18 protein-coding genes are annotated in these 16,567 nt (G+C 64.3%); 5 read left to right on the top strand and 13 right to left on the bottom strand.

Annotated elements, in window-relative coordinates; genetic code table 11:
* Window positions 1-15: 15 nt before the first annotated feature.
* The 6 genes from HKD39_RS04225 to HKD39_RS04200 form a co-directional block, all read right to left on the bottom strand.
* The gene (locus tag HKD39_RS04225; RefSeq protein WP_171198599.1) at window positions 16-1,092 is read right to left on the bottom strand and encodes an alpha/beta hydrolase; all 1,077 of its coding nucleotides are present in this window, start codon (window positions 1,090-1,092) and stop codon (window positions 16-18) included.
* Window positions 1,089-2,174, bottom strand: a complete 1,086-nt coding sequence (locus HKD39_RS04220) for an NlpC/P60 family protein (protein WP_171198598.1) — start codon at window positions 2,172-2,174, stop codon at window positions 1,089-1,091. Before HKD39_RS04220 ends, HKD39_RS04225 begins: the two co-directional genes overlap by 4 nt.
* Window positions 2,175-3,263 carry an LGFP repeat-containing protein gene (locus tag HKD39_RS04215; protein ID WP_171198597.1) on the bottom strand — a complete coding sequence of 363 codons (1,089 nt, stop codon included), beginning with the start codon at window positions 3,261-3,263 and terminating at the stop codon, window positions 2,175-2,177.
* A 527-nt stretch (window positions 3,264-3,790) separates the two neighbouring features.
* Window positions 3,791-4,156: an HIT family protein gene (locus HKD39_RS04210; protein WP_171198596.1), complete on the bottom strand. Its 366-nt coding sequence runs from the start codon at window positions 4,154-4,156 to the stop codon at window positions 3,791-3,793.
* Between the two features lie 95 nt (window positions 4,157-4,251).
* Window positions 4,252-4,974, bottom strand: a complete 723-nt coding sequence (locus HKD39_RS04205) for a hypothetical protein (RefSeq protein WP_171198595.1) — start codon at window positions 4,972-4,974, stop codon at window positions 4,252-4,254.
* Window positions 4,971-5,297 carry a PadR family transcriptional regulator gene (locus HKD39_RS04200; protein WP_171198594.1) on the bottom strand — a complete coding sequence of 109 codons (327 nt, stop codon included), beginning with the start codon at window positions 5,295-5,297 and terminating at the stop codon, window positions 4,971-4,973. The genes HKD39_RS04205 and HKD39_RS04200 overlap by 4 nt, the downstream gene beginning before the upstream one ends.
* Window positions 5,298-5,420: 123 nt before the next feature.
* Here HKD39_RS04200 and HKD39_RS04195 point away from each other — a divergent pair, with 123 nt between their 5' ends.
* The 4 genes from HKD39_RS04195 to HKD39_RS04180 all read left to right on the top strand — a co-directional run bounded on the left by HKD39_RS04195 (window position 5,421) and on the right by HKD39_RS04180 (window position 8,638).
* Window positions 5,421-5,867 (top strand): hypothetical protein, encoded by a 447-nt coding sequence (locus HKD39_RS04195; protein WP_171198593.1) that lies wholly within the window; start codon window positions 5,421-5,423, stop codon window positions 5,865-5,867.
* Complete coding sequence (locus tag HKD39_RS04190; protein ID WP_171198592.1) at window positions 5,864-7,417, top strand: multicopper oxidase family protein; 1,554 nt, start codon at window positions 5,864-5,866, stop codon at window positions 7,415-7,417. Before HKD39_RS04195 ends, HKD39_RS04190 begins: the two co-directional genes overlap by 4 nt.
* A gap of 100 nt (window positions 7,418-7,517) precedes the next feature.
* Window positions 7,518-8,198, top strand: coding sequence for a DUF433 domain-containing protein (locus HKD39_RS04185; RefSeq protein ID WP_171198591.1), 681 nt, complete (start codon window positions 7,518-7,520; stop codon window positions 8,196-8,198).
* Window positions 8,199-8,218: 20 nt separating this feature from the next.
* Window positions 8,219-8,638: a PIN-like domain-containing protein gene (locus HKD39_RS04180; RefSeq protein WP_171198590.1), complete on the top strand. Its 420-nt coding sequence runs from the start codon at window positions 8,219-8,221 to the stop codon at window positions 8,636-8,638.
* A gap of 339 nt (window positions 8,639-8,977) precedes the next feature.
* On the opposite strand, the gene HKD39_RS04175 is transcribed toward HKD39_RS04180, so the two are convergent.
* Together HKD39_RS04175 and HKD39_RS04170 are read right to left on the bottom strand one after the other, a co-directional pair.
* Window positions 8,978-9,226: a hypothetical protein gene (locus tag HKD39_RS04175; RefSeq protein WP_171198589.1), complete on the bottom strand. Its 249-nt coding sequence runs from the start codon at window positions 9,224-9,226 to the stop codon at window positions 8,978-8,980.
* Between the two features lie 514 nt (window positions 9,227-9,740).
* The gene (locus HKD39_RS04170) at window positions 9,741-10,298 is read right to left on the bottom strand and encodes a hypothetical protein (RefSeq protein WP_171198588.1); all 558 of its coding nucleotides are present in this window, start codon (window positions 10,296-10,298) and stop codon (window positions 9,741-9,743) included.
* 523 nt (window positions 10,299-10,821) lie between these two features.
* Between HKD39_RS04170 and HKD39_RS04165 the strand changes: the two genes are divergently transcribed.
* Entirely contained in the window at window positions 10,822-11,049 is a 228-nt protein-coding gene (locus HKD39_RS04165; RefSeq protein WP_171198587.1) for a type II toxin-antitoxin system HicB family antitoxin, read from the top strand.
* A 587-nt stretch (window positions 11,050-11,636) separates the two neighbouring features.
* On the opposite strand, the gene HKD39_RS04160 is transcribed toward HKD39_RS04165, so the two are convergent.
* From HKD39_RS04160 to HKD39_RS04140, 5 genes are all read right to left on the bottom strand, one after another.
* Window positions 11,637-12,305: a hypothetical protein gene (locus tag HKD39_RS04160; RefSeq protein WP_171198586.1), complete on the bottom strand. Its 669-nt coding sequence runs from the start codon at window positions 12,303-12,305 to the stop codon at window positions 11,637-11,639.
* Between the two features lie 515 nt (window positions 12,306-12,820).
* Entirely contained in the window at window positions 12,821-13,831 is a 1,011-nt protein-coding gene (locus HKD39_RS04155) for a DUF6414 family protein (protein ID WP_171198585.1), read from the bottom strand.
* Window positions 13,832-13,863: 32 nt separating this feature from the next.
* A complete protein-coding gene (locus HKD39_RS04150) occupies window positions 13,864-14,724 on the bottom strand; it encodes a hypothetical protein (RefSeq protein WP_171198584.1) in 861 nt (286 codons plus the stop codon).
* 33 nt (window positions 14,725-14,757) lie between these two features.
* Window positions 14,758-15,306, bottom strand: coding sequence for a flavoprotein (locus HKD39_RS04145; protein ID WP_171198583.1), 549 nt, complete (start codon window positions 15,304-15,306; stop codon window positions 14,758-14,760).
* Window positions 15,306-16,499: a helix-turn-helix domain-containing protein gene (locus HKD39_RS04140; RefSeq protein ID WP_212753930.1), complete on the bottom strand. Its 1,194-nt coding sequence runs from the start codon at window positions 16,497-16,499 to the stop codon at window positions 15,306-15,308. The genes HKD39_RS04145 and HKD39_RS04140 overlap by 1 nt, the downstream gene beginning before the upstream one ends.
* Window positions 16,500-16,567: the final 68 nt, after the last annotated feature.

Genomic DNA, 16,567 nt, shown 5'->3' with positions numbered 1-16,567 from the left:
CTCACGGCCCCACCGTCATTGATGAGGCAGCGCAGCGAGAATGCCGTTGATGTCCTGTCCGAAGAAGTAGTTCCAGTTCGGCCAGACGTGCCCGCCGCCGCGCATGAAGCGGTAGTCGACGCCGATGCCCCTGGCTCGCAGGTCACCGACAAAGGCATCGTTGGTACGGCGTGCCGTCGACTCCTGGATCCAGGAAGCGGGGTTGCCGTCGTTACCGTCGCCGCTGGAGACGAACAGCCGCAGGCCGCGCAGGTTGCCCGCCAGTGCCCGCGGGTTCCACTGCTGCATCATGCCGGTGTCCGCCTGGAAGATGGAACCGGGCAGTTGCCCGTCCGACACCGGTGAGCCCGTCATCACCGCGATCTGGTTGATGTCGAACACATCCAGCGCACCCGAGTAGGCGCTGGCGGAGCTGAACACCTGCGGGTTGCGGGCGGCGTAGACCATGGCGCCGTAGCCACCCATGGAAAGCCCCGCCACCGCTTTGGTTTTCCAGCCGACGATGGTCCGCAGTCGTTGGTCGGCCCAGTTCAACAGCTGCGGAATGTGGAACTCCTCCCAGTTCACCTTGGCGCCCTGCGGGCCCTTCCAGTTGACGTAGAAGCCGCCGTTGCCACCGTCGGGGCACAGGATGATGACGTCCTTGCCGACGGTCTGCCGGTCGGCGATGCCGCCGTGCTCGGTCCAGTCCTTGTACGCGCCGGGGAACCGCTGCGCCGGGTTGACGCCCTCGGCGTGCCCGCCGTGCAGCAGCAACAGCACGGGATACCGGCGCCCGGGGTTCTGGTCGTACCCGTCCGGCAGGATCACCCGGACCGACGGCGGGAAGAGCGTCATGGCGGTGGTGTTGAACCGGAAGTCCCACCAGCGGGCATTGACCCTCACGTTGAAGATCTCGGTGAGGCCGGGCACCGCGGCCCTGGCTTGGGTGGTGGCGCCGCCGATGGTGACGGCGGACGCGGCCAGCGCCAACGCACCTGCCTTGAGCGTGTTGCGGCGGTTCAGCACCGTCGGTTTCGCGGCCGTTGCCGTTCCGGCGGTGTCGGTGGTGTCGGCGCTGGTGGTGGGATCGATGGGGTTCGAAACGGTCATGCTTTTGCCTCCCAGGTTGCGCCACTGGTCGGATTCCAGTGGATGGTGCCGAGTTCGAAGGTCTGCTTGAAGCCGCTGCCCTCGGGGATCTCATCGGATGTCGGGTAGCCGAAACGCTTTTCGTAGTCGTTGTTCTCGAAGTACTTACGAATCTCTCCGTGCAGCAGGTGCACGTCGGTCTGTGCCGACCACAAGATCAATGCGTTCTCAAACTTCTGGAAGCGGCCCTTACTGCCGGTGGGCGAGGCCGAGGCATCGAATTCGTCCTGCGTCGGGAAGCCCCAGGCTTGCTCCGACCCGGTGTCGCGGTACTTGGTGAGGATGGCGCCGTACACCATCCAGGCCTGGTTGTTGGCGCGGTTCCAGATGATCATGCCGTTCTGGAACTGCTGGAACCGCCCGCCCCGCTTGGCATCCAGCTCCGGCAGCGTCGGGTTGCCGACCGGTGACGACGCACCGCCGGTGGCCAGCCACTTCACCCTGATGGTGCCGTACGGGTCGAGTTCATTGACCTTGTTGTAACGGGCAGGGTAGTAGCCGGCCCGGATTGCCGAGTACGTGTTGAACTCCGGCGGTTCCACCCCGCTGTTGCCGCCACCGTGTTCCAAGACCTGGAAGCGGCTCCGCGCCGCGTCGGTCCACCCCAGGAAGAGTTGAACGTGGCCGGTTTGCTCCGCCTGGTTGCCCACCCACAGCAGGATGTCGCCGGCGCGCAGCTCAGCGGCGCTGATACGGTGGGTGATCTGCGGCAGCGAGTAGGTCGTCCAACCATTGTTGCCCTGCGGCAACGTGTTCCAGGCGTACGAGACGAACCCCGAGCAGTCGTTGCGGAAGCCCTCGGTCTGGCTGGTCCACGAGTAGCGGGGCCGCTGGTGGTACCGGCGCCAGCCACGGTCGATGATCTCTTGCCGGCCGATGACGCCGTTCAGGCTCGACGCCTGAGCTGCCGGTGCGGCCAGCAGACCCGGCAAGCTGGTGGCCAGCACTCCGCCGGTAACAGCAAGACCGAGGGTGCCCGCCCGGCCGAACAGCGACCGTCTGCCGAACCGGCCACTGCCGGGTGAGAGTGGTTGCGCTGTCATCTACTTCGCCTCCCAGCGAACGCCGTCGGTCTGGTTCCAGAACATGGTGCCGAGCTCGAAGGTCTGCTTGACGCCGGCACCGTCGGCGATCTCGTCGGAGGTTGGATAGCCGAACTTCGTTTCGTATTGATTGTTCTCGAAGTACTTGCGGATGTCGCCCTTGACGATGTGCGCGTTGGTGGCCGTCGACCACAACACGAGTGCCTTCTCGAACTTCTGGAAGCGGCCCTTGCTGCCGGTGGGCGAGGCGGAAGCGTCACCCTCGTCCTGAGTGGGAAAGCCCCAGACCTGTTCGGAGCCGGTGCTGCGGTACTTGGCCAGAATCGCGCCGTACACCATCCAGGCCTGGTTGTTCGCAGGATTCCAGATGATCATGCCCTTCTGGAACTCCTGGAAGCGGGCGCCGATCTTGCCGGATTCTTCTGCCCTGACAGGGTTTCCGACCGGGGAGCCGCTCCCGCCGGCGGCGCGCCATTTGGCACCGATGGTGCCGTACGGCGCCCGCGCCTCGGTGATCATCGCTTCGGCCTTGGACCTGGCCGCGTCGTAGCGGTCGGGGAAGGCCGAGATCTGCACAGACTGGGCCAGCTGGCCTGGCGTGTAGTTCGGATACTTGCGGTCGTTGACGATGGCGCGGCTGAAGTACTGGGTGGCCGCATAGTCGACGTTCTGCACCTGCGCCGCCGTGCCCCAGCCCATCGACGGACGCTGCTGGAAGACGCCGAGCGAGTCGCGGTCGCCGCAGGGCAGGTTGTTCATACGTGATTCCACCCAACCGGTTTCGAAGCCGGAGAGCATCACCTTGCCGTTAACGTTCATCCGCTGCCCGACCTCGTACACCTTGCGGGTGACGTTGATGTCGCGGTCCGGCGGGATGTACGAACAAGCTGCCTGGGTCGCCGGTGCGGCCGCCACCGACAGCAGCGGGGCGACGACCAGCCCGGCGAGTACGCCGAGTCCGGCACGGCGGAACCTGCTGGTACCGCGGGGATGTCGGCGATGGTCAGTGACGATGGCCGCGACGGAGCCGGCGTCGCGGTGGGGCGCAGCGGGAGCATGCGGGTAGGCGGTACGGAAGACACGCGTCATAGCGGGACCTCTCAGCGTCGAGCAATGTCGGGGGAAGGGGTAGCCAGTGCTCCGGAGTTCGCTGACGAACGTGACAGACGCTAAGCGCTTCGCCGTGGCCCGGCAATGGCGCGCTGGCGCCGTCCCCTGACCGGCTGAGCGGGGGTTGGCCGGCTCGACGTAGTGTGACCTGTCCGATTGGACACCCGCTGACCTGCGGTAACACCGCTCAGCGAGTTGTTCACCCCGCCGTCCGACATGTTTGTGAATGATTCACCTGGCCCGCGGCACGGGCCGAATTCACCCGGTCGGATGATGAAACCCCTGCAAGGTAACGATTTCTCACCCGTTCGGAGGGAAACATCGTTTCAGCTGGCGATGCGCCTGCACGGCGCCGGCGCCGCCCTGATGGGGATGACCCCGCTGATCGGCAGTCTCCGCGTCGCAGGCTGGCTTCACCGCCGGCAGCAATCCGCCCGTCGCGCAACGGTTATGCCCACTGAATGCCCGCAGCACCGCTCTCACGCCGCCAGTCCGTACCGACTCGGCTACCGCCACCGATCGAGCTGAGGGCGGCGGGCACCGGAGTGGACGTGAACGTGGAGATGCTTCGAGTCCTGGTACCGGCCGAGGTTGGTGAGCACCGCAGCCGCCCCATACTCGGCCTCCACCACGCCGGCCACCGACCGAACCGCCGCGAACAGCGCACGCAGGTCGGCCTCGTCGGCGTCCGTCGTCGCCGTCAGCGAGGGGATGTGCCGCTTGGGCACCACCACCACGTGCACGTCCCAGAAGGGCTTGGTGTGCTGGAAGGCCAACACCCGAGCGTCGTCGTGGACCACCCGCAAAGCCTCTGGATGCGGAATCGCCACATCGCAGTAGAAGTCGTCACCGTGGTACTCGGGAAGCTGCATGGATGCATCATCGCCGACGTGGTGCCGATTCAGGGCGGCGCGACCGCGCCGACATCGGTCAGGCCTGCACTGGGCACCGGCAGTGCGACTGCGCGTCAGGCACTGCGCACCGGCGTCGCTCCGGGCATCGGAGCGGGCGTCCGGTGGACGTCCTGCCGCGGCGCCGTACCGCGCCCGAGGCGATGGACGACGAAGGCGACGTAACCGGCCGCCGCCAACAACGCGATCGCCGCCCAGTCCGACGCGACGCCGAGAACGGCATCGCCCGGCTGTGGCGCGATCTGGGCCACACCACTCTTGAGGCGGGTGGCGCCGTGGGTCAGCGCCATGCCCAGCAGGACGCCGGCCACCACCCCGCGACCCCATCGGCGCACCACCTCAGGTGCCAGCGTCACGGCGCCCAGCCTGCGACGAGCGAGCAGGCCGAGCAGAACAGTGGGAAGCGTGCCGGCAACGAAGGCCAGGCACATCCACCCCCAGTCCGGGGCTGCGCGTTCGGCGCCCTTGGTAGCGAGTCCAACAGCCATCCAGCTGACGAACATCAGCACGGCAACGGCAGCTTGCGCCGCGCCGATCCAGCGCACCACCCTGGCACCGAACTCTGTGGTCAGCTCGGCCACCACCACGCCCGGATCGCCGAAGTCCGCGACCGCCCTGGACGCAGTGCTCGCGGCCGACGAGCCGGCGGCCAGGTAGGCCGCCTGCGCATCACGCAGATCGGCCTCGATCTCATGGAGCAGCGAGCGGCGTGCGCGCCAGGAGAGAGTCGGCAGCGATCGCCGCAGGTCGATGACGAGGGAGTCGATGGCGTCGCTCATGCCCTGGCACCGCCCAACAGCGTGCCGATGGTGCCACTGAACCGGATCCACTCCGCCCGACTCACGCCCAGTTGGGCGGCGCCATCTCGAGTGAGCGCGTAAGTGCGGCGTTTGCGCCCACCGACAACATCCCACGAACTGCTGACAAACCCCGCACGTTCCAATCGCTGCAGCGCCGGATACACAGTGCCGGTCGGCAACGCGAGCTCGCCGCCGCTACGCGCCGCGAGAGCCTCGATCACGCCGTAGCCATGCAGCGGCGCACCTTCCAGCACCGCCAGGATCAGGCTGTCCAGGTGCCCGCGTACGGCATCCGCTTTCATGCCGCCAGGCTACATCCTGGCCACTATCCCCGGCCCGACGAGTAGGTAGGACCCGCAGCGAGAGAATCGGATTCAGGGAAGACCCTCATGTACGTGCAGCCTGTCTACATATAGGCTGTCTTCATGCAGAGACCCCTACTCATGCTGTTGCGCATCGTTGCCGTCGCGCACGCAGCGCTGGCGATCGCCCAACCACTGTCCATCGGCCAATACCTGGACGGCGTGATCGGCGCGCTCGCCTGGCACGGCGGCACCGGCGAGATACTGGCGGGCACAGCGCTGTTGATGAGCGTGCTTGCGCTGCTGGTGGTGCTGCGCCGGGGCCCGCGGTGGCTGGTGGTCCCCCCGCTGACCCTCGCGCTTGCCGAGGGACTGCAGATCGGTCTGGGTTTCTCCCGCTCCCTGGGCGTGCACATTCCGTTGGGAGTGGGCATCGTGGCTACGGCGATCGGCTACGCCATCGCCGTCCTGCGGCCTAGCGCGGCCACGCAGCGGTCCAGGCGCGCCGATCGCCGACCAGAACGGCCCGCCGCAGATCGTCATCCGGACACGGAGGCCGCGGCGGGATGAGCGAGTTCACCCGTCGCGAGTTCGGCAGGTTCGTGCTGGCCGCCGCGGTCACCGGCGCGGCCGGGGCAACCCTTGGCGGCTGCGCCGCCGACGTTGCTGGTACCAGCGCCACGCTCGTTCCCAGCCGACTTCCGCTGCCAAAGCCGTTTTCCGTGCCACTGCCGAAGGCTTCGGTACTGCGCCCGGACCGGGCCGGACGAATCCTCATCACCCAGCGCGTGGCCGATCTCCAGATCCTGCCGGGGGTGCGCACGCCGGTGTGGGGTTACGACGGCACGTTCCCCGGCCCGACAATCGAGACCCGATCCGGTTCTCCGGTAACAATCACCCACACCAACGCGCTGCCCGTCCCCACCGTCACCCATCTGCACGGTGGGCACACCCCGGCCGACAGCGATGGCTGGCCGACCGATCTGCTTCTCCCCCAACGGATGTCCGACGGAAACGGCGGCACACATGCCGGGCACACCGGCATGACCGGCATGGCCGACCCCGAGGCTCGGCTCCGAACCAGCACCCGTGAATATCGATACCCCATGGATCAACCGGCGGCCACCCTGTGGTACCACGACCACCGCATGGACTTCACCGGCCCGGCGGTGTGGCGGGGCCTGGCCGGCATGCACCTGGTTCGGGACGATCACGAGGACTCGTTGTCGCTGCCTCGCGATGAACGAGAGTTGCCGCTGCTGATCGCAGATCGGTCGTTCGATGCCGACGGCTCGTTCCGGTACCCGTCGGTGGACCCCACACTGCAACGCCCGGGCGTCGCCGACGAGTGGATGTCGGGAGTGCTCGGCGACGTGATGCTGGTCAACGGAGCACCGTGGCCGGTTGCCGAGGTGGACGCGGCTCGATACCGACTGCGGATCCTCAACGCCGGCAACGCTCGTCGCCTGTCACTGACGCTGGACGCCGACGGCACCCGGCTGCCGTTCGTGCAGATCGGGTCGGACGGCGGCCTGCTCGCGGCCCCCCGTGAGCGCGGCGAGATCACCTTGGCGCCCGGCGAACGCATCGATGCCGTCGTCGACTTCGCAGCGCTGCCACCCGGACGTCAGGTGACCATGCGCAACGGCATCGGCGGTGGCGGCACCGCGCTCGTCATGCGATTCGCCGTCGCGCGTCGCGGGCGTGACGACAGCCGGGTGCCGGCCCGGCTCGCCGAACGCCCGCCGGCGCGGGACATTCCGGCCGGGGCACCGCGGCGCAACTTCCTTTTCGCCCGCGGCTCGGACGGTCGGACAGCGATGTGGACCATCAACGGCGAACCTTTCCGCCCGCAACGGGCGGTGGCGACCATCCAGCGGGACCGGACCGAAATCTGGCGGCTGACCTCCAACGTGCATCATCCGGTGCACGTGCATCTCGATCCATTCCTGGTTCTCGGCCGGGAGGACGATGGCTTAAAGGACACCGTCGACATGCTGCCGGGCGAGACGCTGGAGATCGCCGTCAGGTTCAGCGACTACGTCGGCCGGTATGTGCTCCACTGCCACAACCTTGAACACGAGGACATGGCGATGATGGCGCGCTTCGACGTCAGGTGAGCCGTGCTGGGCGGCACTGTGTCGATCGGTACTACCGCAGAAGGCCCATCCGCGGCGGGCCGACCACCCGGTGACGGTCCCTGGTGACAGTATGGGTTCCATGGCTGGGTCCCTGCTCGATCGAGCGATCTACTCCTACCCGGACGTCGATCGCCTCGTCGGCCTGCACTCCGGCACTGCAAAGCGCTGGCTCGAGGGCTACGTCCGCGATCGAAGGTTCTATGAGCCGGTGCTCCGCCAAGAACCAACCGGATCCGATTCGGTGACCTGGGGCGAAATGGTCGAGGCGCGCCTGTTGGCCGAGTTCCGCAGCCGGGAGGTACCGGTCCAGCGCCTGCGGCCGGCGATCGTTCAGCTCCGCGAAGAGTTCGGCCGCTATCCGCTCGCTCATGCGCGGCCGCTCCTTGACGTTTCCGGCCGCGAACTGGTTCGAGCCGTGCAGGAACGGGTCGGGGTGGATCCGTCACTCCAGCTCGTCGTCGTCCGCAGCGGTCAGCTGGTTCTTGCGGACGCCGCCGAACGGTTCCACTCGGCGGTCGAGTACGACGATGACGAAGTGGCACGTTTGAAGCCAGAGGCCCGCACCCCCGGTGTGGTGATGGACCCTCGCCGAGCGTTCGGTCAACCTGCGATCCGTAGCGTCAAGACCGAGGCACTTGCTGAGGACTACCGAGCCGGCACGGGCCGGGACGACCTGGCAGATCTGTACGACTTGACGATCGAGCAGGTCGACGAGGCTCTCCGGTTCGAGTTGATTGCCGCTAGCGAACGCGCCGCCTGATGGCGGCGAGGGTCACGCCGGTGTATTTCACCGACGAGAACACCCTCGGACTTGGCAAGCTACTGCAGCGGCGTGGACGCCTGGACGTCGTCTATCCCGGACACAGTGACCTGCCGGAGATTCCGCGCGGTACCGCCGACCTGGAATGGCTTCCGATCGTCGGAGACCGCCAGTACATCGTCGTGAGCCGCGAGCGCCGCATCAGATCACGTCCCGCTGAGCTACGCGCATACCACGAGCACGGTGTCCGCTCAGTATGGATCGGGGCTAAGCAGGACATGGGGCCGCAGCAGCAGCTGGAGTTGTTCCTACGACACGAGGATCGTCTGCGACGTGAGATCGTCAAGCGCGGGCCGGGGCCTTGGGCACTCGCTATGACCCCGACCGGTCTTCGACCGTTGAAGTTGCGCCCGAACCCGGGCAGTCGGTCGATGGGCTGATGGGGGTGCGCGGAGGGCCGCCAGTCCCGGAGCGCGAGGGTCCCTGTCGGGCCAACGAACGACAGCCCGGGTTGCGCGGCAAAGCCGCGCCCTTGATTGGATAGCTTCGGTGGGACCGTTGCTGAATCGAAATGTGGTAACTCCAATTCTTTCACATTGGCCGACCGATGCCCTTACGCCACGCCGGCCAGTTCAACGAATTCGCGTTCAGTGAATAAGCTTCGGAGTAGCAAAAGGAAGGCGCCCGATTGCCCGCCAGAGTTGTTCGAAGTAGCCGATCTCGAATCCAGGACCGAGTCCAGCGACCCGCTCGTCAGTGTATTGATTCGTCGTCGTGCGTCACATACTCTGAGGCGGATCTATCCGCATCATAGATACAACCGCAACGCCCGCCGCACCTTCCATCTTGATACCAACTTCAAATCTCCTGCCGTCCGGAGGGTCGACAATGACCTCAGCGTTGACGCTTCCGTCTGCCGCCCAGCTAAGGCGAGCAACGTGCAATTGATCCAGACTCAACTGCTGATATCTCGACCGCACCGCATTCATGGCTTTCATCTCGAACTCCGCGTCGGTAATGTTCGCCATTATGTCAAGTGTTTGAGATTCCTTCTTGCGAACAAATCTTGCAGTAAGGTAGGCAGTCAACGCCGGTATAGCGATATCTTTGATTGTTCCATATCGGCCGACAAGTCCGGAAACCGAAAGTCTCCAGTGACTCGAACGACGATCGAAACTTGGTCAGCGTAGACCGCTCCATCGATTTGCGACATCAGCCGCTCCTTGATCCAGTAGAGAAAGTTCTCACGAGGGCCTCCCGGCGACAGCCTCCACGGCGGCGATGATGGCGGGTCACGACGGAACCCGCGAACCGGCGGCTCGGGGTTCGGTGAGCGGCCACCCATCGTCCTCATAGACGACCGGAACCAGCGATCACTCTACGGGTCTACGCCCGCGTACTCAAGGAGCCGAGAACAAGGCAGCCGACATCTTCGCTGCCGCCCCCGACAGGTAAAGAAGGTGCAGCCTCGCGAAACCGGACGCTGCTTGGCCGGCGATTGTCGGAATCGACTCACGGCACTGCAGGCGATCATGCATGCAGCTACTGAGGACCCCGCGTGGCCTCGAGCGATTCGGCCGACTTTTGCAAGAGCGCCACCATGTCGGCGCGCTTCGCAGGATGAGCCACCCATTCCTGAACAGTCGCAATAATCGCGCCGAAGGCGTCTGTCAACTTGTCGCGCCGAACCGCAACGGGCCGGACAGCTTTGGCATCAGCTGGAGACGCCGCCATAACGCTGAACTGCCACATGACGTCGTCAATACGCCGAAGCAGCTTTCCTATCTCATCCTCGTCCTCGCCGAGCGCAACCTCGAACAGAAGGATTCCGCCGAGAGCCCTGGAGTGCGCAGCGCGGACTGCCAACGGCCCATGTTCGATCGCGTCGTTCATCCCAAAGGTTCCATCGACAAACTTGCCCAGTGAATCGAACAGCATGGATCGTCGCTGGGCGTCGAGCTGCTCCTTCGACTGCCGGGCTGCCGCGGCGTGTTGCTCCGAAATGGTTTTTCTCAGCACGAAATACGCGACCAAGAAGGCAATCAGGCCGCCAACCGCTGCACCGACCAACGCGCCAAGCCAGCCGCTCCATGGGTCCACACCCAGAACCTAGACGAGCCTCAGGTGGGACGCTCCACGCCCCACCGAGGTTGCGCATGCAGGATCGCTGCGCCTGTTAGCAACGCCGTCAGCAAGCCGGCCCGCGCCCAAAGTCAGGGTCGAACGAGCTGAGGCCCTGCCCAACGTTTCCGCTGGTCAGGGCCTTGTCCACATTGGAGCCGCCTTGGGGAATCGAACCCCAGACCTTCTCATTACGAGTGCCGCGCCGGGCGTCTGCCGGTGTTCACCCAGTGCTCTGACGTGCGGCGATGCTCGATCGTTGATTCCCGGATCGTCCAGTGTTGACCATGTCGAGCACTGCTGCTGTTAGCAAATCTGTTAGCAGCCATACGGCGCGAAGTGGTGGCGCGGACGGCGGGCGCGAGGTGCACAGGGTTCCAGACCGCCGGCTGTGAAGGCTACGCTCGACCGCTCCGACTACTGTCACCGGACGGCGCGACCAGTGGTCAGGGCGGGCAGGTCAACGACCAGACCGACCTTCTCAGGTGAGGAGCCCAACGCGATGACGACCTACACGGTGCGGGCAACGCGGTCTCAGGGCTGGTGGACGCTCCAATGCGTCGAGGTGCCAGGCGCGATCTCCCAGGTCCGAGACATTGCAGATGCCGAGGCGATGATACGAGAAGCGATCGAGTTCGTCCTCGGAGAGCAGGTACCGACGGCCAACGACACGTCCATCGTGATCGATAAGCATTTCGAGCCCACGACATCGGATGATGGCCTACAGTAGGCAGCACGGGATCGCAGGTGTCCGCCGCTACTGGCAGAACGCCTTCAGTTGACGTCCATTTACGGCTGAGGAGCATCCCAGTGAAGAGACCAGACTTTCGGTTGACCTGTTGCCTGTGCGACCAGCCGATCCCCCGGAACGGGGACGCATACGCACTGGATTTTGAATGGCGGCGGCGGTTCGCGCGAATGAACGGAACGCTCGCGTGCTACCGATGCGCAATCGTGCGCCATCAATGGGAGTGTGGCAAGCATTCGCGCTGGAGGGCCTATGGAGATTGCATAGACGGCTGGAGCCACATCGAGAGCGAGGGCACCCAGGCCTCAATGTGCGTGATGTTCCCTGCTGCCGCGACAAAGCAGGGGGCGCGGGAGTATCTCGCATGGTGGATCGAGACACATCCTCGCGGCAATCATGAGACTGTCGAGGCTGTCAGGGACGCGTTGAGTCAGAAGGGCTAATCCAGTCGGGGCGGGCGAGCACCGCTGTCCGAAAGACCCGGCCTTGACGCTGGTCCCCCAGGGGGACGCGCCATGGTTCCCGCTTGGGCTACGTTCCGCCCGGGCGCTCCTGGTGTTCGGGTTTCTTCAAGGACCAGGAGACATCGGCCGTTCAGCGATCACTGTCGTCAGTCGTTCACGGGAACGCACCCAACTTTCGGCCGTTGCATCAACTGCCCCTACGAGTCTGAGCGCGCGACGCATATCGGCGGCGAGATCGCGTCGATGGATCGGCTCGTGATGCGCAGCCCGGTTGCGGAGGTACAAGATCTGCTGGGCATGAGATTCCATCTGGCGTCGCTTCGTTCGTTCATCCCCTGCGGCGAACGGGAACGCCCTACCCAGCGCAGGAATCCACAGGCTGGTCAAGTACTTGCTGGCCAGGAGGAACCGCCAGAAGCCCAGGCTCAACTCGGCGACCACGTGCCCGTGCTTGACCTGGCGTCCACCACGAGCAGCCCGAGCACGAGCTTTCACGATGTCCTCGCGCCCGCGCGGGTCGAGCGGTACAGCGGCTAGCCAGTCGCCGAGCTGGCGCTTGGCCGCCCAGGCGGTCAGCTCACGGTCCAGCGCGTTTCGGACGATGACCTCGACCATCGCCGCTACGGACAGCGCCGCCGCTGATGCTTCCATGTTCCACTCGTAGAGCTCGAACGCTCGATCGAGGTCACCGCCGGCCCACTTGAAGTACGAACTTAGACGCTCGGTCGTGATCAGATCTTGCAACAGCGTGTAGTCGACGCTGGGATCTAGCATCGGATGGCCTCCTACTGGTACTGTGACCATCGAAGACCCCGGAACGATCCCTGGCCCCGGCCACATCGCCGGGGTTTCGTCTTGCGTCCAGATGGCTAGGCTACCGGCCCTTCGGGCGCTTAGCGTGCTACGCACCGGTAGCCTAGCCATCTGGACGCCAAAAAAAGTCGCGACACGCGGGTAGAGGCCACGAGGTCCATTGTCACGGACACTACGTCCCACGTGTCCCACGTGTCCCACGCGAGACTCAGGACGCTGGCCGGCCGAGCGAAGCCTCTCGGAGCACCCTTAGCAGCCAGTTCGTTGGAAGGAGCGTTCTTCCCGTAGACCGCGCTCCATTCTGAATGAGCTTTCCGCGTGAAGTCCCGGCCACCCAGGCCTGGTGGCGCCTTTGCGGTCCAGGTGCGTATTCGATCGGTCTCCATCGAGCAGGGCATCAAGGAGCTGGCCCCAAAGCCAGTACGGCGTGACTTCACAGCTGTGGGGTTGTCCCAGCGCCGAAGCACGGAAGGCACTTATATCGACGCTCCCCCAATCTCGACCGATCGATAAACAGCAACTGGTACGATCGAAACTCCTGGATAGGATGCAGTACTGGAAAATCCAAGTGAGGCCATCGTCCCGATGAGGCCGTTGACCATAGCAACAAAGCTGGCTCGATCGACTGATTTGTCGTCGCGAACCAAGTCGGCCTGGGGACTAGCCATATCAGGGGGTCTGGAAGCAGCGAAGTGCCCTACTGTACCCAGCACCGTCCAAAGACTCTTTCCCGTACCGTACCGCGAAAACAAGATCTCCGGTTCCGCATCCAGGTACTTTCTGTCCTTTTGTAGTCGCGCGAGGGCCGACCACTTCCGACCGTTCTGGGAACTGAAAACCAGGTGCAGCCCAGCGGGAAATATGCCTCTCGTGGTCTTTACAATTGCCCGCACCGAATCCGTGTCGAGGCCTTCGAGAATGTCCAGGTTATCGATCATAGGTATGAGATCCTCCAGCTGTCCACCTTCTGGGACCCTTCGATCTCGTGATTGTTTCGCGCCGCCAGGTTTACCACTTCGCGCTCGGCTATCTCGGGGTCCCGCGATCGCCGATATTCCGGCGGCAGCCGTCATTATCGCAGCCAGCGATTCTGCGACATAAGTCGCGTCAAACATCTGCCCTAGAGCAGTCAGGCGAACAACCGAGCCCGGCAGGACCTCGCGTGCCAGTTTTTCAAGATTCAAGTCATCAGGATCGTCGATGCGCACCGAGATGTCCGACAATGCGCCGTTTACGTCGAGCGCCTCCTCCAGGTCCGAAACCAGTCCGTCCTCGACAGAGTGCTCCTCTTCAGAGCCTCGGGCATCTCCGCCACGTAGATACGTCGCGCGACCAACTCCAAGCGAACGATCTCGGGTCGAGCCATCGACCAATTTAAAGCCCTTACGGACACTGCCAGCGAGTTGACTAAGCAATACCCTTGCTCGGTCGACGTCTACGTAAATGAACTCTCGAATGAAGGGCGGAGTCAGTGCGCTTTCATTCATCTTGCGATCTCCTCCAATCAATGATCTTCTTCTCAGTCATCGGGGATGTCTCGCCGAATTCGGTCCCTAACATTCCGCATACTGTTTGGGTGCTCTTCTAGAGTGGCGTCGAGTGCGTCGTCGTGCTGTACGTGCGCTCGGAATTCTTCATATGCACTAGTCATTGCATCCCAGTCGCGATCAAGGTGCTCGAGACGCTCCCCAGTAACCTCCCGAGATAGGTCGGCCAGATCTCGGAGCCAAGCCGGATCAATCGCTGCCTCATCAACCGCGGCGATGCGAAACGCAAAACAAACAAACGCCGCCTCGATCGCGATTTCCTTCAACACACTCAGACAACTGCTCTCATCGAAGGCAGGACCCCAAGTGAGGTTAGGTTCGCCAGCAGCCGTCAACACAAAAGGAAGGGTTGAAATCGCGGCCGGGTGCGCGATCGTGCTTGCTCGCTTGTAGTACTCCCTGTACGTTTCACCTTCGCCGCCTGTCATGGCGTCAGCGTAGGAACGCGAGTTACGATCAGGAACCCAGTCACCCCGATGGAGCCACTTTTCAGCAAGTTCGGTGTCATGTGCGAGCATTCTGGCCAGCCCTGCAGACTCATAGACACTGCGAATCGCAATTCGAGCTTCTGTATAGAAACCATGAAGCGCGAGCCACGTGCTTGCCTGCAATCCTTGATACGCCCTGGAGAAGCACGCAACAGCGGCAATAGTGTTCGGGAACCATGCTTCTTTAGGAGGCATTGCGTACTCGATTGCCCAGCGCAGCAGACCCAGAAACCGGCCAATCTGGGCCATGATGTCGCCGACAACTGGGATTGAGGCCTCCACACATCGAAGTGGCGGACCTATCGTAATGTCATCTTCCGGTCTGGGCTCCTCGGGATTACTCACCTCGGAGACTCCTTGATCCAGTAGAGAAAGTCCTCACGAGCGCCCCGCCTCAAGGGTCTCCACAGCGGAGATGATGGCAGGCCACGGGAGCACACGTGGGCCGGCGGCCCGTGGTTCGGCGAGCGGCCACACATCGTCCCCGTAGATGAGCTGAACGCCGGCTGCTCTGAGGCGCGCGATGTGGTCCGGCCAGGCCGGTTGACGTGCATGCGCAGCGTTCACCCGTGGGAAGACGATCACTGGCACCGTCGCGATCGACTCACAGAGTGCGGTGAGTGCCTGATTGTCGGCGATCCCCAGCGAGAGCTTCGCCGTGCTGCTGGCTGTCCAGGGTGCTGCCACGTAGAGGTCAATCTGCGGATGGGGGGTATCTTCGTCCGGGAACCGGGGTTCTGAGCGGACAGGCAGACCAGTCAACTCAGCGAGCTTGGTCCTCTCGCCGGTACGGTCCAGCCATCCCCCGGCTGTTGGCGTCACAGTGAGCGCGACGACGTGGCCCCTTTCAATGAGTGGCTGCACCAAGCCCTCCCGCAGCTGCTCGACACCTCCGGCAGCGCTGGCCACAACCCCGATGGTGGCCATCAGACCGCCCGGCAGCGCACGGCGAGGTCGCCCAGCAGGCTGCCCTTGCCAGTCGAAGCGATGTTGCGGTGCAGCATCGACTTGACCGTTTCGCGAACGGCGGCGCTCTGGCGCACCAGATCGGGCGCCAGGTGCTCGGCGTCGATGAGGTACTCGACTGCGGTCTGGTCCTTTGCGTGGTAGCTGTTTGCGCGGGCCAGGTCGATCTTGTGCGCGACCGTCCGTTCGATCGGAAGTTGCGAGCTGTTGACCTCGGCGCCGTGCTCGATGACCCAGGCCACGTCTTCCAGATTGAGGTTGGCTGCGACTCGATGCAGGCGCACGTTCGTCGGTCCGAAGCTGGTCTGCCAAAGGTTCGCATCGCGGCCGAGTCGAGAGGCGAGCGCCTCGGCACGGTCAAGAAGTTCGTTCGTAGCGGCGCGATCCTGACGCTGGGACGCCGCGATCGCGGTCCGTAGGTGCAGCATTCCCAGCAGACTCAGCGCCGCAGGATCGTCCTTCCGCAACTGATCGTTCAACCAGTCGGCGGTGCGCTGACCAAGCTCAACGGCATGATCGAAGCGTCCCATTGCTAACAAGGCATGCGTGGTCGCCCTGGACGCGGACGCAATCGCCAACGGGTCGCCGGACCGCTCTGCCGCACGCATCGCCTGCTCGCCGGCCGTCCATGCCAGCTCGCTCTCGCCCAGCTTTGCCAGCGTCGTAGCTGCGAGGTGGTGAATCCGGGCTGACACTGCCCAAGGACGGCCGTCCGAGTCGCCGGACGCCTCGAGCGCCTGAGCATCCCTGATCAGCCGAGGCAATTCAGAGATGACCGCGCCCGTCTGACCGCGTTGGTACAGGTCCCAGACGTTGCGGGAGTACGCCGCTACCGCGTCCACATCGACGAATGATCGTTCGACTGCGAAGAGCGTCGCGGACAGCCGTCGATGGTCCAAGAGTGCTTCGCGAACAGCAGGAACATCGTCGTTCGCCGGACGATCAGCCTCAGCCAACACGGGCTGGCCCTTGATGTCTTCGGGCATGACACGCAGCGCCTGAGCTACGGCGGTCAAGGTCTGCTCGTTGAGCCGGCGTTGGTTGCGCTCGACCTTGCTGAGCCAGTCCTCGCTGCGTCCGATGAGTCCGGCGAGCACACCCTGGGTGAGGCCGCGGCGCCGACGGTAGAAGGCGACACGTTGCCCCGTGCTCATCTGATCACCGGCGCCCCGCATTTCGTCAGCGTAGCGGGGCCCTCCGACTTCGTCCCTTTGGTACCCGG

The organism is Nakamurella aerolata, from assembly GCF_013002705.1.
Lineage (GTDB): Bacteria > Actinomycetota > Actinomycetes > Mycobacteriales > Nakamurellaceae > Nakamurella > Nakamurella aerolata.
This window is presented reverse-complemented; position numbering and strand designations above follow the sequence as displayed.

Bases quoted from the DNA above. Each gene is read 5' to 3' on its own strand.
- HKD39_RS04210 (WP_171198596.1), bottom strand. From the start codon at position 4,156: ATGCAGCTTCCCGAGTACCACGGTGACGACTTCTACTGCGATGTGGCG.
- HKD39_RS04220 (WP_171198598.1), bottom strand. From the start codon at position 2,174: ATGACAGCGCAACCACTCTCACCCGGCAGTGGCCGGTTCGGCAGACGG.
- HKD39_RS04160 (WP_171198586.1), bottom strand. From the start codon at position 12,305: ATGCTAGATCCCAGCGTCGACTACACGCTGTTGCAAGATCTGATCACG.
- HKD39_RS04175 (WP_171198589.1), bottom strand. From the start codon at position 9,226: ATGGCGAACATTACCGACGCGGAGTTCGAGATGAAAGCCATGAATGCG.
- HKD39_RS04225 (WP_171198599.1), bottom strand. From the start codon at position 1,092: ATGACCGTTTCGAACCCCATCGATCCCACCACCAGCGCCGACACCACC.
- HKD39_RS04205 (WP_171198595.1), bottom strand. From the start codon at position 4,974: ATGAGCGACGCCATCGACTCCCTCGTCATCGACCTGCGGCGATCGCTG.
- HKD39_RS04165 (WP_171198587.1), top strand. From the start codon at position 10,822: ATGACGACCTACACGGTGCGGGCAACGCGGTCTCAGGGCTGGTGGACG.
- HKD39_RS04155 (WP_171198585.1), bottom strand. From the start codon at position 13,831: ATGAATGAAAGCGCACTGACTCCGCCCTTCATTCGAGAGTTCATTTAC.
- HKD39_RS04140 (WP_212753930.1), bottom strand. From the start codon at position 16,499: ATGAGCACGGGGCAACGTGTCGCCTTCTACCGTCGGCGCCGCGGCCTC.
- HKD39_RS04185 (WP_171198591.1), top strand. From the start codon at position 7,518: ATGGCTGGGTCCCTGCTCGATCGAGCGATCTACTCCTACCCGGACGTC.
- HKD39_RS04215 (WP_171198597.1), bottom strand. From the start codon at position 3,263: ATGACGCGTGTCTTCCGTACCGCCTACCCGCATGCTCCCGCTGCGCCC.
- HKD39_RS04145 (WP_171198583.1), bottom strand. From the start codon at position 15,306: ATGGCCACCATCGGGGTTGTGGCCAGCGCTGCCGGAGGTGTCGAGCAG.
- HKD39_RS04190 (WP_171198592.1), top strand. From the start codon at position 5,864: ATGAGCGAGTTCACCCGTCGCGAGTTCGGCAGGTTCGTGCTGGCCGCC.
- HKD39_RS04195 (WP_171198593.1), top strand. From the start codon at position 5,421: ATGCAGAGACCCCTACTCATGCTGTTGCGCATCGTTGCCGTCGCGCAC.
- HKD39_RS04200 (WP_171198594.1), bottom strand. From the start codon at position 5,297: ATGAAAGCGGATGCCGTACGCGGGCACCTGGACAGCCTGATCCTGGCG.